Annotated in this window: 14 protein-coding genes; 6 read left to right on the top strand and 8 right to left on the bottom strand. The window is 67.5% G+C overall.

The window, feature by feature from the left end:
* Positions 1-17: 17 nt before the first annotated feature.
* Positions 18-1,394 carry an LCP family protein gene (locus tag J7643_02035; protein MBO9539354.1) on the bottom strand — a complete coding sequence of 459 codons (1,377 nt, stop codon included), beginning with the start codon at positions 1,392-1,394 and terminating at the stop codon, positions 18-20.
* Positions 1,395-1,538: 144 nt separating this feature from the next.
* On the opposite strand from J7643_02035, the gene J7643_02030 reads away from it, so the two are divergent.
* Positions 1,539-2,381, top strand: coding sequence for a hypothetical protein (locus J7643_02030; protein MBO9539353.1), 843 nt, complete (start codon positions 1,539-1,541; stop codon positions 2,379-2,381).
* 19 nt (positions 2,382-2,400) lie between these two features.
* Complete coding sequence (locus tag J7643_02025; protein MBO9539352.1) at positions 2,401-2,820, top strand: hypothetical protein; 420 nt, start codon at positions 2,401-2,403, stop codon at positions 2,818-2,820.
* 67 nt (positions 2,821-2,887) lie between these two features.
* On the opposite strand, the gene J7643_02020 is transcribed toward J7643_02025, so the two are convergent.
* The 5 genes from J7643_02020 to J7643_02000 form a co-directional block, all read right to left on the bottom strand.
* Positions 2,888-4,726 (bottom strand): S8 family serine peptidase, encoded by a 1,839-nt coding sequence (locus J7643_02020; protein ID MBO9539351.1) that lies wholly within the window; start codon positions 4,724-4,726, stop codon positions 2,888-2,890.
* 186 nt (positions 4,727-4,912) lie between these two features.
* Positions 4,913-5,917, bottom strand: coding sequence for a 4-hydroxythreonine-4-phosphate dehydrogenase PdxA (gene pdxA, locus J7643_02015; GenBank protein MBO9539350.1), 1,005 nt, complete (start codon positions 5,915-5,917; stop codon positions 4,913-4,915).
* A 97-nt stretch (positions 5,918-6,014) separates the two neighbouring features.
* Positions 6,015-6,719: a response regulator transcription factor gene (locus J7643_02010; GenBank protein ID MBO9539349.1), complete on the bottom strand. Its 705-nt coding sequence runs from the start codon at positions 6,717-6,719 to the stop codon at positions 6,015-6,017.
* Complete coding sequence (locus J7643_02005) at positions 6,712-7,656, bottom strand: sensor histidine kinase (GenBank protein ID MBO9539348.1); 945 nt, start codon at positions 7,654-7,656, stop codon at positions 6,712-6,714. Before J7643_02005 ends, J7643_02010 begins: the two co-directional genes overlap by 8 nt.
* Before the next feature lie 68 nt (positions 7,657-7,724).
* The gene (locus J7643_02000; GenBank protein MBO9539347.1) at positions 7,725-8,630 is read right to left on the bottom strand and encodes an acyl-CoA desaturase; all 906 of its coding nucleotides are present in this window, start codon (positions 8,628-8,630) and stop codon (positions 7,725-7,727) included.
* A 254-nt stretch (positions 8,631-8,884) separates the two neighbouring features.
* Here J7643_02000 and J7643_01995 point away from each other — a divergent pair, with 254 nt between their 5' ends.
* Together J7643_01995 and J7643_01990 are read left to right on the top strand one after the other, a co-directional pair.
* Positions 8,885-9,310: a DUF1857 family protein gene (locus J7643_01995; protein MBO9539346.1), complete on the top strand. Its 426-nt coding sequence runs from the start codon at positions 8,885-8,887 to the stop codon at positions 9,308-9,310.
* A gap of 13 nt (positions 9,311-9,323) precedes the next feature.
* Complete coding sequence (locus tag J7643_01990) at positions 9,324-10,193, top strand: methyltransferase (protein MBO9539345.1); 870 nt, start codon at positions 9,324-9,326, stop codon at positions 10,191-10,193.
* On the opposite strand, the gene J7643_01985 is transcribed toward J7643_01990, so the two are convergent.
* Positions 10,186-10,533 (bottom strand): hypothetical protein, encoded by a 348-nt coding sequence (locus J7643_01985; GenBank protein ID MBO9539344.1) that lies wholly within the window; start codon positions 10,531-10,533, stop codon positions 10,186-10,188. The two genes, J7643_01990 and J7643_01985, sit on opposite strands and share 8 nt — an antisense overlap.
* Positions 10,534-10,540: 7 nt before the next feature.
* Complete coding sequence (locus tag J7643_01980; protein ID MBO9539343.1) at positions 10,541-11,329, bottom strand: endonuclease/exonuclease/phosphatase family protein; 789 nt, start codon at positions 11,327-11,329, stop codon at positions 10,541-10,543.
* Between the two features lie 135 nt (positions 11,330-11,464).
* Between J7643_01980 and J7643_01975 the strand changes: the two genes are divergently transcribed.
* Positions 11,465-12,655, top strand: a complete 1,191-nt coding sequence (locus tag J7643_01975) for a hypothetical protein (protein MBO9539342.1) — start codon at positions 11,465-11,467, stop codon at positions 12,653-12,655.
* A 32-nt stretch (positions 12,656-12,687) separates the two neighbouring features.
* Positions 12,688-13,977 carry a phosphoribosylamine--glycine ligase gene (gene purD / locus J7643_01970; GenBank protein ID MBO9539341.1) on the top strand — a complete coding sequence of 430 codons (1,290 nt, stop codon included), beginning with the start codon at positions 12,688-12,690 and terminating at the stop codon, positions 13,975-13,977.
* Positions 13,978-14,040: the final 63 nt, after the last annotated feature.

The following is a 14,040-nucleotide window of genomic DNA, read 5'->3' as shown; positions in this document are numbered from 1 at the left end:
CTTTCCCCATTTCCACGTCAGTTCCGCTGACTCTTGGTCGCAGCCGGGCTCGTCGCAGCCCGGCTGCGTGTTTCTTTCAGGGCCTCGGCGAAGTCCTCCCCGACGATCACCGTGAAGTCGGTGGTGACATCGCCCTGGCTACTGCTCACCTGCTTGCCCGCGATCCCGAGGGTCTGGGCGATGGGGCCGATGAGCGCCTCCTCGCCCCGCTGCGGGGCGATCTCGGTCTCGGCGAGCCCCTTACGCTTCGAGGTGCCCACCACCCAAACGGTCCAGCCGTCCTGCCGAAGCAGGTGGGCCGCCTCGTTGGCGAGACCCGTGCGGCGGGTGCCGTTCAGCACCGAGATCCGAGTGTCCGCCTTGACCTCGGGGGCAATGACAGCGGCCTGTACGACGGGAGCCGGGCCCTGGTCGGTGAGGGTGCGGCGGGCGAGGGCGCGTGTCGCGTGCTCGTCGGGCAGCCAGTAGCTCGCCTCGAAGCGATCGCCCGAGAAGGCCCCCGGCACCAGGGCCATGTGCAGATCTTGGGCCTGGAGGTCCTTGGCCCAGAGGGCGTAGCGCAGGATCTGGTCGAAGGGCAGGTCGGTCTCGACGCTCCGGTAGGCCGTTTCGAGCAATTGGGGGAGCATGGCGAGACTCGAAGGCTGCATCAGCCTCTCGCGCAGCGCCCGGAGGAAGACCTGCTGGCGCTGGACCCGGCCGATGTCGCCGTTCACGTCGTGGCGAAAGCGCAGGTACTGCTCGGCCTTCGCCCCATCGAGCAATTGAGGGCCCTTCTTTAGGGCGATCGAGAGCCCGCCTGCGCGATCGCGGTAGCGCATGTTCTTCTCGACCTCGACCTCAACCCCGCCCAGCAAGTCCACCAGTTCGGGCAGCGCCTCCAGCTTGAGGCGAACGTAGTGGTCAATCGGCACGTCCAAAAAGCGCGCGACCGTATCCATGGTCAGCTCGGGCCCGCCATAGGCGAAGGCTGCGTTGATCTTGTCGAAGCCCTGGCGCCCGGGGATCTCGACCCGGGTGTCGCGCGGGATGCTCAAGAGCTGGATGCTCCGGTGGGTGGGATCGAGCGAGGCGACGATGAGGGTGTCGGATCGAACCGGGGCCGTCGCATCGCGGCGGTTTCCCGTAAAGCCCGCGTCGCTGCCGATCAGCAGGATGTTGGTCCGCGCGAAGGCCTCGCCCCGGACCACGGCGGGCAACTGCGAGAGGACCTCGACCGGGGAGGTCTCGCCGGCAAAGAGCCCCGCCTGTCGCACCTGGAGACCCGTGACGGCCCCCGCCCCGAAGGCAGTCCCCATCGACAGGATCAGCAAGGCGATCCAGCCCCAAGGCTTGCGGCGAGGAGCGACCGGACGACGACCGGGGTTCGGCGCGGCGGGTGGACGTGCACTCATGCCCCCTAGTCTAGCAAACCCACGCTTAGCCCTTCAAGGCGACCGATTGTGAGATCGGACACGAACCCCAATCCCGGCAAACGCTGAATCCTCGCTAGTTTGGCGCCCCTTGCGCGCACACGCGAAGGGGGCTAGCATAGAACCATGCGTCACCTCGCCGCGATTGCCCTCTCGGGCTCCATCCTCCTCGCCTCAGGGCCGGCCTTCGCCGCCGACCCGCAGGGGATGCGCACCTCCAAGGCCCAGACCCTCCCCCTCGACGTGAAGCCGCTCGCTCCTGAAGGCGCCTTCTGGTCCCTGGCCCTGCCCGGGGGCGGCCAGTTCTACCAGGGCGACCACGCGCGCGGCGCCGCCTACCTCGGGGGCGCGGTAGGCCTCGCGGCGGGCCTCGCCGCCATCCAGTTCCCCCTCTTCGGGATGTTCCCGTCGGGTGAGCAGATCGCCTTTGCTGCGGTGCAGGGCACCGTCATCAGCTGGGTCGTGATGGGGGGGATCAGTGCTTACGACGCGTACCACTCCATTCTTGCCAAGCAGCCTGCAGAGACCCTCGCCGTCGTCGTGGCTCCAAGCCCCGCTCCTGAGAACAGGCCTGTAGCCCCTCGACTCTCCGCGCAGCCTCCTCGCGATGCGGTGACCGCAACTCTCGCCCCGGCTGCCCCGACTCCTGCCCCCACACCGGGTGCTCCCGACCCCGAGGCCCTGGTCCTGGACAGCTACCGCCTGGCCGATGAGGGCAAGCACTGGCAGGCCGTGACCCGCCTGCTCTCCATCTCGGACCCGTCCTGGCTCCCCAAGGCCCGTACCCTGCTCGGCGCCTGGGGGGACGACGCAGGCGCCCAGGGCCTCGACCTCGCCCGCGAGCAGCTCGCGCGAGGCGAGCGCTCGGAGGCCCGTGCCACGCTCGATCAGCTCGAAAAGCTACCGCTCAAGTCCAGCCTTCGCCAGCAAGTGCGTACCCTGCGCCTGCAGCTCGGCGATCGCTCCTGAACAAGTCTCGGAGGCCCACATGCGTGCACCCTTCCTGATTCTCGCCCTCGCAGGCGCTTGCATGCTCGCTCCTGCCGCAGGGGCCGAGCCCACGAAGCCTGCCGCAGACGAGGTGACGGGCTTGGTCCTCGACACCCGCGGCCTCAACTACGAGCCGCGCATGTCGCCGCGCGTCTACGACGACAGCGCCCACGACCTGCTCGCGGGGGTCCCCTTCGACCCCGACAAGGTCATGAACGAAGGCGTCGCCCGCTGGGTGCGGGCCTACGATCCCGAGGACCCCAACCCCCGCACCGGCTCGCGCCCGCTCATCCTCAAGCCCCTGCGCATCGAGGGCGGCGATCGCCTCGTGCTCTCGGGGGCGGATGCGGCCAAGCTCAAAGCCGCGAACTCCAAGGACAAGATCCTCGATCGCATGCGCATCCTCATCATCTACTAAGTACGCAGCAGAAAAGGCAGCCCCAGGCGGGGCTGCCTTTTTCCGTTCGAGGGAGGTGTTTTCCGCCTTACGGCATCCGCAGGCCATAGAGGCCGGCCGTGACGCGCTTGCCGTTGGCATCGACCGAGGTCACCTTCAAGTAGTAGGTGTCGCCGGAGGCGAGGCTCGGCAGGGTCAGGCTGTGGCTGGTCGTCATGGCGGAGTCGCGGACGTTACGCCAGTACCCCATGTAGTAGGTGCTGCTCGCCGTGTAGTCGATGCGGGAATCGGCGTCCACGCTGGTGGTCCAGCCGATGGTCGCGCTGGTCCGGGTCAGGCCCTTGAGCGTCACGTTCGAAATGGTCAGCTCACTGCTCGAGCTGGGGGTCTGGACGTTGGCGACGTTGGACATCCCCGACGCGTTGCCCGCGGCGTCATAGGCGACCACGGTGTAGGCGTAGGAGGTCCCGGGCGCCAGGCCGGAGTCAGCATAGCCGGTCGAAGCGGTCGTCGCGATCATTTGCCCGTTCCGGTAGATCCGGTAGCCCGTCACCCCCACGTTGTCGCTCGCAGCGTTCCACTCGAGCTGGACCTGGGTGGTCGAGGCCGCCAGCGCCTTGACGCCCGTGGGGACGCTCGGCGATTGGGTGTCCTCGCCGCCCGGGCTGGTCCCGGGCTCAGGTTCGGGCGCCGGCGCCGTGCCGCCGACCGCAGCGAGGGCCTTGGCGGCATTCATGCGCTTGACCGCGCTGTTGCCGAAGCCGGTCGTCGGATCGCCGGTGGTAGTAAGGGCGTCACGCAGCTGCTGGACCGAGAGGTCCGGGTTCTTGGCGAGCAACAGAGCTGCCGCCGCAGCCACGTGCGGGGAGGCCATGCTCGTGCCCGAGTGCTTCTTGTAGCTCTTCTCGGTGCTCGAGAGGATGTCCACGCCGGGAGCGGCGATGTCCACGTAGCTGCCGTAGTTGGAGAACGAGGCGCGCTTGTCGGATTGATCGCTCGCGCCGACCGCCAGAGCGTTCGGGTAGGCTGCCGGATAGTCGGGGGTCGAGGTGCCGTCGTTTCCCGCGGCGACCACGCACAGCGAGCCCTTCGCCGTCACCTGGTCCACGGCGTCCTTCAGCGCACTCGACTGCTGAGGGCCGCCGAGCGAGAGATTGATGACCCGGGCCCCGAGCTCGTTGGCCTTCAGGATGCCCCTCACGATGGAGTTGGTGTCGCCCGAGCCGTCCGAGCCGAGCACCTTGATGGCCAGGACCTTGGTCTTGTAGGCGAGACCCGCCACACCGACGCCGTTGTTGGCGATCGCGGCGATGGTACCGGCCACGTGCGAGCCGTGCCCCTGGTCGTCCATGGGGTCGTTGTCGTTGTTGCCGAAGTCCGGGCCCTTGATCACCTGGCCCTTGAGGTCCTCGTGGTTGTAGTCCACGCCGGTGTCGACCACCGCGACCACCACGTTGGGATCGCCCGCGGTCACATCCCAGGCCTGCTGCGCCTGGACCTTGGTGAGGCCCCAGAGCTGGTTGACCATGGGGTCGTTGACGGTCGACTGCGCCTTGAAATCGGTCGCATGGTAGATGTAGTTGGGCTCGGCGTACACGACGTTCGAGTCGTGCCGGAGCTTGGCGAGCGTCTCGGGGACGCTCGAGCCGCTGGGCACCGCATAGAGGGCGGTGTTGCCGAGCCCCTCGACGGCCTGCACCATGCGCATGCCCTGAACCGAGCGAACGGCCTGTCCCTGCTTGAGCTTGACGATCACGCGGTCGGCGGCGTACTCGGCGCCCGCACCGGTCGGCGGGTTGAGCCAGGTCACGTCGGGCGGCACGGCACCGGTCGTCTGGGTGCCGGGCGGCAGCGCGGCACAGCCTGCCAGGCCGCACATCGCGAGGGTCGCCGAGAGACGGCGAATCGTGCGGGGATCAAATCGCATCAAATGTGGCTCCTTCTATTCGGTATTGGGGAGCAGAAGCATCCCCAACCGCGGCTTACCCGTGGTCCGAAGCGGAAACACCGCTCGAACGTGGGTCTTGAGCCGCTCCGATTCTAGAGAGCCAAGGTGGCGCGCTGATTTCGAGGAAGTATGCGATTTGTTAAACGTCGCCTTAAAATCAGGCGATCACAGTTTTTTCCGACGCTCGAAAACCAAGCGCTCGGCAAGTTCCCATGCGGCACGTAGGCTGCTTGCGCTCGCCTTGCCGGTGCCCGCCAACTCGAAGGCCGTCCCGTGATCGACCGAGGTCCGCACGAAGGGGAGGCCCACCGTCACGTTCACGCCTCGGTCGAAGCCGTGCATCTTGAGGGGGATATGGCCCTGGTCGTGGTACATGCACACGATCACCTGGAACTCGCCGTTGAGAGCCCGATAGAAGACCGTATCGGGGGGCAGGGGGCCGACGGCCTTGAGACCGCGAGCCTGGGCCGCGCGCACGGCGGGGATGATGGTCTCGAGCTCCTCGCGGCCGAAGCGCCCCGCTTCACCCGCGTGCGGGTTGAGGCCGCAGACGGCGATGTTTCCATCGGGGGCCCCCAATAGGCGCAAGCTCTCGGCGGCCAGGTCGATGGTCTCCTCGATCCGCGCCTGGGTGAGGCAGGAGACGACCTCGCCGAAGGGCACGTGCGCCGTCACGTGGATGGCCCTGAGGGGCTCGACCACCAAGAGCATCCCGAAGCGATCCGCTTGGCCCACTTGGGCGAAGAACTCGGTGTGGCCGATGAAGGTTGGGCGAGTGAGCTGGATGGCCTCCTTCGAGATGGGGCCTGTGACCACGGCGGGCAAGCGCCCGGCCGCCAAGTGCGGGGCAACGGCTTCGAGCACGGCGTGGGCGTAAGCGCCGCTCTCGCGGCTCACCTGTCCGAGCACCGGCAGCGTCTCGCCCGACCAGGGCACCTCGATCAGGCCGATGGCCTTCCCCGCGAGGTGGACGGCCTCCTCGACGCGTGCCAGGGGGCGCAGCTCGCATTCGAGGCCGAGCGAATCGGCCGCACGCGCAAGCACGCGGGCATCTCCGAAGACCACGGGCCGAGCGCCCCCCGCCGGTAAATCCGCCAAGAAGCGCACGGCGATCTCGGGGCCGATGCCCGAAGGGTCACCGGGGGTCAGGGCGATGGGGACAGCGGTCATGGGGGCCTCCTAGCTTGGGATGACCCCATTCTACCGTTAATTGGCCGCAGGCGCTGGCAAGCGCCAAGGCCGTCGCCAGCGCCTGCGGCTTTTACCATCAGGGAACGAACTTGTACCCCGCCCCGCGGACCGAGAGGAAGTGACGGGGCTGAGCCGGGTCGGGCTCGAAGGCCCGGCGCAGGCGCATGATGAAGTTGTCCACCGTCCGCGTCGAGGCGGGGCCCGACCAGCCCCAGGCGCCTTCGAGCAGTTGCTCGCGCGAGAGGACCATCCCCGGGTGGTCCCGGAAGATCCGCAGGATCTGGAACTCGATGGGCGTGAGCTTGAGGGGCTCGCCGTCGCGGGTCGCCTCGAAGCGATCGAAGTCCACCCGGGCACTGCCGAAGGCGAAGCAAGCGGTTTGCGGTACAGGCTCGACGGAGGCCTGCTGCCAGCTCGCCCGTCGCAAGAGGGTTTCGACGCGCGCGAGCAGCTCTTCGAGGTTGAAGGGCTTGGTCACGTAGTCGTCGGCACCGATGCGCAGGCCCTCGATCTTCTCAAGAGGCTGACTGCGCGCCGTCAGCATCAGGACGGGGGTGATGTTGCCCGTCTTGCGCAGCCCCCGGCACAGGTCGAGCCCGCTCATGCCGGGCAGCATGAGATCGAGGATGATCAGGTCGAAGGCACCCCCCTCGTCGATGAGCAGGCGCTTGGCCTCCATTCCGTCCTTGACGTGGGTGACGGCGTGGCCTTCGAGCTCGAGGTTGAACTTGAGGCCGTTGGCGATGTGGAGCTCGTCCTCGACGAGCAGGATCTCAGGCATCGGTGCCTCCCGGCAGCTGGACGAAAAACGCGGTTCCCTTCCCCTCGCCCTCGCTCTCGGCCCGGATCCGGCCGCCCAAGAGGTGCAGGGTCTCTCGCACGATAAAGAGGCCGAGGCCCGTACCGGGACGGGTGCGGGTCATCTCGGAACCCACCCGGTAGAAGCGCTGGAAAACGCGCTTGAGGTCCTTGGGCGCAAGGCCCACCCCATGGTCGCGGACGGCGACCTCGGCCCCGCCCCCGTCCAGGGCGCGGATCGTCACCTCGACCCGGACCGCGTCGCCCGAGTACTTCACGGCGTTGTCCAGGAGGTTGAGAAAGACCATGTGCAGGCCGGCAGGCTCGCCCCGCACCTCGGCGTCGGCCCCCTCGATGCGGATCGCGTCCGGTTCGAGGTCGTAGCGCGAGCGGATGGTGCCGGCGACTTCGTCGAGCAGAGGCTTGAGCGCGACCGCTTCCAAGGCGATCGCCTGGCGCCGCTCGAGGCGCGCAGCCGTAAGAACGTGGTCGAGCAACATGCTCAGGCGATCCACGTCCTCGAGCATGACCGCGTGGAAGGCCTGGGCCTGCTCGGGGCTCGCCTTGCCGCGCTGGAGGGTCTGGAGGTGGAGCTTGAGCGAGGTCAGGGGGGTCTTGAGCTCGTGGGTGACGCTGTCGATGAAGTTCTGCTGCGCCCGGTTGAGGCGGATCTGCTTGATCAGCGAGACCAGGAAGAGGATCAGGCCGACCAGCACCCCGGCGAACAGGACGCAGCCGACCGCGAGGATGATCCAGCGCCCTGAGCCGCTCGGGACCTTCGCGTCGCTCAGCGCACGGATGTGCATGTAGTCCGAGACGATCACCACGTTCCACAGCGTGATGAGCGCAATGCAGGTGGCGATCAGGATGCTGCCCCAGATGATGGGCGGGGCGATCGAGGCGGGCTTGGCTCGGGTCATGGGGGCATTCTCTCATGCAAGCGCGGGGCGCGTCATCCGACGCGCCCCGCGACAAGCGGATAAGTTCGTTACCAGACCACGTTCCAGACCAGGCGACAGCGCTCGAGCAGCCAGATGAGCCCCTTGGTCGGATCGAGCTCGTACCAGTGGAGACCGTGGGCGGCACGACGGGCGTTGGCGTGGTGGTTGTTGTGGTAGCCCTCGCCCAGGGCGAACAGGCCGAGCACCGGCACGTTGACGCTGTCGTCCCCACTCTCGAAATTCTTGTAGCCGAAGCGCGGCAGGTGGCAGATGGAGTTGATGCACCAGGTCGCGTGGTTCATGACGAGGATCGGGAAGTAGAAGCACCAGACCATGCCGGCGAAGCCCAGGAAGTGGTAGAAGGCGAAGGCCGTCAGCAGGTGGGGCAGGATCATGAACATGGGCCGCTCGAAGAGCCGGGCGTACCAGTAGACCCGCACGTCCTTGGCCAGCTCGCGCGTCTTGGCGCTGAAGGCGCTCAGGTCACGGAAGATCCAGCCCATGTGCGCCATCCAGAAGCCGAGCTGCTTGGGGCTGTGCTGGTCGTTGGGCTTGTCCGAGGCCCGGTGGTGGTGCCGGTGGTCACCCACCCAGCCGACCGGATCGCCCGAAAGGCCGGTCACCGCGCCCAGCGCCCCGATGAAGCGGATGAGGCCGATGGTCTCGAAGCCCTTGTGTGTCAGGTAGCGGTGCAGGTAAAAGGTCACGCTGAAACCGAACCACAAGTACATGCCGAGCATGATGGGCAGGTAACCCAGCTTGAAGGGCTGGGTCAGGGCCGTGAGGCCCAGCAACTGGGACGAGCCGAGGAAAACGACTACCCAAGGGTTGATGCGGGCCGACTTGAGCATCTGGCGCACGTCCACGGTCGCGAGCGTCCAGCCGCTCTGCTCCTCGCCGCGATGGACGTTGCCTCGGACGCCCCAGTCGAGGCTACGGTTGATCAGGCCCATTGGTCTTCTCCTCTTGAATTGGGCATGGCGTTCATGCTCCCTCGATTCTGGCGCATCCGGCGGGAGATGTCGGTCACGAATACGTCATGGAGCTTCACACTTCGGTCAAAGTTTCGAGCGATCGCTCAGTTGGCGACTCTTGTCGGTACTTAAAGCGCTCATAACCTTGCCATGGGGGGCGCCACGGGGCGCAAATCTTGGTAGAATCGAGAAGCATCCAGGAGCACACCGCCTGGGCGGAGGACGATAATTAAATGGAATTTAAGTACACGCTTTGGCTGGACGCCCCTCACGACCGCGTCTGGCACGCCATCAAGGACCAGATCGAACACCCGAAGGCCAAGAACGGCCAGTTCCAGTCGATCAACGTCATCGAGCGCAAGAAGAACTACCTGGTCCGTGAAGTGAAGCCCAAGCGCGGCCGCAAGTTCCAGGAGAAGATCACCTTCTTCCCCTCCCGCAAGGCCATCACCGAGATGAGCCGTGGCCCCTACGAGAGCATCGTCCAGGAGGTCACCAAGGAGAAGGGCCGCACCAAGCTGACCATGGAGTTCAAGCCTCGGCGCATGACCCTGTGGCTGCTCAAGATGAAGCAGTGGGTCAAGCGCGCTCCCCTCGAGCTGGACGACCTCATGAACCTGACCAGCATCCCCAAGCCGGTCGGGGCCAAGAACAAGTAACCGGCCTTAACCAATGGCCCTGACCGAGCGGCAGCGCCAGCGAGAAGCCCGGGCGCGCGCCAACTGGACGCCCCCCGGCCCCGTGCCGCCCGGCGACCAGGGGGAAAGCGACCTGGTCCCTGGGCCCGGCGAGACCCTCGACGCGTTCGCGGGTCACTGGCGCCTCTTCCAGCTCAAGGGCGGTCACCGCTACTCGACCGACGACCTCCTGGGGGCCTGGTATGCCTGCGACACCATGCGCATGCTCGGCCGCACTCCCATTCAGGCCCTGGATTTGGGCACGGGCATCGGCTCGGTGGGCCTCTTCGTGGCCTGGAAGTATCCCGCTCTCCACCTGACGGGCATCGAGGCACAGGAAGCAAGCCTGCTGCTCGCTCGGCGCTCGGCCCGCTACAACGGGGTGGCCGAGCGGACGCGCTACCTCCTGGGCGACCTGCGCGAACAAGTTGCCACCGTCGGCGAATTCGAGCTGGTGACGGGGAGTCCGCCCTACTGGGACCGGGAGGACGGGACCGTGAGCGACGCCCCCCAGAAGGGGCCGTGCCGCTTCGAGTTCCGCGGCGGAGTCGAGGCCTACTGCGAAGCGGCCTGCACGACGCTCGCCCCTGGTGGCGTGTTCGTCGTGGTCTTCGACGGCCGTCAGATCGCACGGCTTGAGGGCGCCGCGCAAGCAGCGGGGCTCGAAATCTTTCGGCTGCGTGAGGTGGTCTCGCGCGAAGGGGACCCGCCCCTCATCGTCCTGGCGGCCATGGCCCGAGCGGGAGACGCCCCCGGCCCACGGCAGGACGAGCCTCGGCTCCTCTTGCGAGACGCCGAAGGCAAGCGCACCGACGCGTTCCGCGCCCTGCGCGAGACGATGGGATTGCCGCCGGGGGCTAGGTAGCGCGATCGCGCGCGATCGCCTTGCGGACCCCCTTGAGGGTCCACTTCATGAAGAAGCGGGTGCGCCAGCGCCACCAGGCCGCCCGAACCTTCCCCACCGAGCGCATGGGAGGCTGGACCGAGACCTTGATCGCGGACATCTCCCCGCGCGGCTCCAGGATGACGTCGATGACTTCCCCCTTGGGGGTGGCCATGCGCATGGGCTGCGTCAGGTCGGCGTGGGTGAGCTGAGCCGTAATGCCGGGCTGCCTCGACTCCATGCGGGGGGCGAGCTTGAGCAGCAGGCGGCGAACGGCTTCGAGATCGCCAGGAATCTCGATCATCATCTTCACGGTATTCATTGAGTCATCATACCCGATCCGCCCCCTCCCAGGAGAGGTGCGCGAAGACCGCGTAGTGGTCGGAGGCCGGCGCCTCGAGCCGATCGAGGGCCACCCCGGCCGCACGCACCGTCACCCCGGGATCCGCGAAGAGGTAATCCAATCGGCGATCGGGTGAGTCGTACCAGACCAGCGGGTTCACGTGGCTCCAGGTCAGCCCCGGGGTCGTCGGGTGCGCCGCCCGGTACGCGTCCACCAGCCGCTCGCTCAGCAGGCGCAAGCCCGGCTCCCCCTCGACCCCGTTGAGATCCCCGGCGAGCACGAAGCGCGCCCCGGGGCGATCCCAGCCCAGATCCCGGACTCGCTCCAGCGCATGCCGCACCTGCGCCTCGCGCGTCCGCTGGGCGTCCAGCGGCCACGAGAGGTGGGTCCCGAGCAGGTGGATGGGTCCCTCCGGGTGAGCGAGGGTGCCGAGAGCGGCGACCCGTGCGTCCGGGGCCGTCGTCCCCGGCGGCAGCTGGAGGGTCTCCACCCAGAGGAAGGGCCAGCGCGCGAGCAACGCGACCCCGCCGCGCTCGCGGCTGAGCACCTCGTCGGGGTTGCCGTAGGGCGAAAAGCACGCGAACGAGAGCGAGAGGCGCTTGGCGAGATCCGCCACCTGATCGTAGGGGTAGGGGGACCCGCGAGAGGCGACCTCTTGCAGGCACACCACGTCGAGGACGAGCTCCGAGAGCTGATCGACCAGGGCCTCGCGCCGGCCCTCGAACCAGCCGTCGCTCACCCCCGCGAGGTTGATGGTCGCAATCCGGATCTCCATACCCCCATGGTAGGACCACGTCGTCGACCCGGGATTGCACAATCGGTTTACTAAACTTCATTAAGTCGCTACAATAAACATCGATTGTTTGTCCCCGTCGCGACGCATCCGTTGTAAGACAAGGAGCTCGAGCGCATGAACGAACGACTTTCCGGCTGGCCGAGACCCAGCAACCGCACGATCCTCTGCGTGGCCCGCAAGCGCGCAGGTCGGCTGTTCATCGAGGCGGCCGCCAAGCTAGGCTGCCGCGTGCTGGTACTCACTGAGAGCGGTGCGCTCCATGACCCCACCTGGCCCGAGGCCATCGCGCGCAAGGTCAGCGTCTGGAGCCTGGACGACCACGCAGCCGCCAAGGAAGTGGCCCTCGCACTGGCCGCCCAAGAGCGGGTCGACTCCAAGCCGATCGACCGGGTCGTGGCCTTGCTCGAACGCGACGTGGAGCTTGCCGCCGAGATCCGCGAGATGCTCGGCATCGAGGGGCAGCCCCGCTGGCAGGCGCACCTCTTCCGCGACAAGCTCGCAATGCGCCTGCACGCCCTCTCGTGCGAGGTCAAGGTGCCCTACTTCGCCGCGGCGGCCGATCGCGACGCCGTGTCGCGCATGCTCGAACAGGTGCCGCCTCCCTATCTCCTCAAGCCGCGCGACGGCCTCGGCGCCAGCGGCATCAAGCGCCTCGAGCGCCGCGAGGAGGTCTTCCAAGCCCTCGACGCTCTTGGCGATCAGGTCGACCGCTACTTGCTCGAGAAGTTCGTGGCCGGCGACGTCTACCACGTGGATTCGGTGACCAAGGACGGGACGCCGCGCTTCGCCGTCGCCTCGCGCTACGGGCTGCCCCTGCTCGACGTGCTCCAAGGCGGCAACTTCGTCAGCTACACCATCGCGCGGGGCAGCGCGCTCGAGCAGCGGCTGCTGGAGGCCAACCGGCGGATCATCCAGGGCTTCGGCTATCAGCGCGGCGTCTCGCACATCGAGTTCATCGTGGGGCGTGACGACCAGGAGATCTACTTCCTCGAAGGGGCGAGCCGCATGGCCGCCGCCCGGATCCCCTGGGTGCTCAAACAAGCGACCGGTGTGTGCATGTACGAAGAATGGGCCGGCCTCGAAGCCTTGCCCGATTACGAGCCGGCTCATGCCCGCGAGGGCTACGCGGGGATCATCACTACCGTCACCAAGCGGGGTCCCGCGAACCTCGGCCACTTCCAGGATCCCTCGATCGTCTGGAAATCCAGCGACCCGTACGTGCCGTCCATGATCGTGCGGGCCGACGACCCTCGCAGCCTGGAAGACCGGATGCGACACCTCGACCGGGAGTTCGCCAGTTTATGACGACGTGGCAGGCTCCTCTCAAGGCCGCTTCGCTGCGCGTGCTCGTGGTGGGTGGGGGCGGGCGCGAACACGCGCTCGCCTGGAAACTCGCCGCTTCGCCGCGCGTCGAGCGGATCTACTGCGCCCCCGGCAACGCGGGCACCGACGCCTTCTGCGTCAACGTGGGCGTCGAGGTCCATGACTTCGAGCGCCTGGTGGCGATCGCCACCGGCCTCGAAATCGACCTGGTGGTCATCGGGCCGTCGGATCCGCTCATCCACGGCCTGACCGACCGTTTTCACGAAGCCGGCATCCCGGTCTTCGGCCCCCGTGCCTCTGCGGCCGTCATCGAGGGCAGCAAGGCCTTCTCCAAGGCGTTCATGCGCCGCCACAACATCCCCACGGCCGCTTACGCGCTCTTCGAGGACCCCGCCGAGGCGCGCGCCCACGTCCGTCAGGCCTGGCGTGCCGAGGGGCTCGTCGTCAAAACCGATGAGCTGGCGGACGTGCAGAGCGTGGTGGTGGCCGACACCCTCGACGAGGCGCTCGAAGCGGTGGATTGCTGCATGCTCGAAGGGCGCTACGGCGAGGCGGGACAGCGCGTCATCATCGAAGAGCGCCTGAGGGGGCCCGAGGCCTCCATCCTCGCCTTCGTGGACGGCGAGCACTACCAGCTCTTGCCCCCCGCTCAGGATCACAAGGCCCTCTACGACGGCAACCGGGGCCCAAACACCGAGGGCATGGGCGCCTACGCCCCAGCCAGCGTCGTCAGCCCCGCCGTATTGGCCCGGATTCGCGAAGAGATCATGGAGCCCACCCTGCGGGGCATGGCCCTCGAAGGCATCGGCTATCCGGGGGTCCTCTTCGTCGGGGTCATCCTGACCCCACAGGGACCCAAGGTGCTCGAGTACAACTGTCGCTTCGGGGATCCCGAGGCCCAGGTGACCCTACCGCCGCTTCACAACGACCTGGTCGACGTGATCGAGGCCGCTCTCGTCGGCAGGCTCGATACGCAGGCACTCAGCTTCGAGGAAGCCTTCTACCTCTGCGTGGTGGGCGCCTCGACGGGGTACCCCGAGACGGCCGAGACCGGCCATGGCATCGTCGGCTGGGAGGCGGGCTGTCCAGAGCAACAGGCCATGCTCTTCCATGCGCACACTCGCTGGGACGGCGAACGGCTCGTCACGGCGGGTGGCCGCGTGCTGAACGCGGTGGCGGGTGCCTCCAGCCTCGAAGAGGCGCAGCGCCTGGCCTACCAGACGATGGACGGCATCTCCTTCGGGTGCGGCGGGCCCGTCATGCGGCGGGACGTGGGGCGCCAGGCCATGGGGATCAAGGCCTGATCGCCGCTCGCCTTGGCGACTGCCTTCCGGCAAGATGGGCCCGTTCCCATCGAGTGGGCAACG

It is taken from the genome of bacterium, assembly GCA_017744355.1.
Classification (GTDB): domain Bacteria; phylum Cyanobacteriota; class Sericytochromatia; order S15B-MN24; family UBA4093; genus JAGIBK01.
This window is presented reverse-complemented; position numbering and strand designations above follow the sequence as displayed.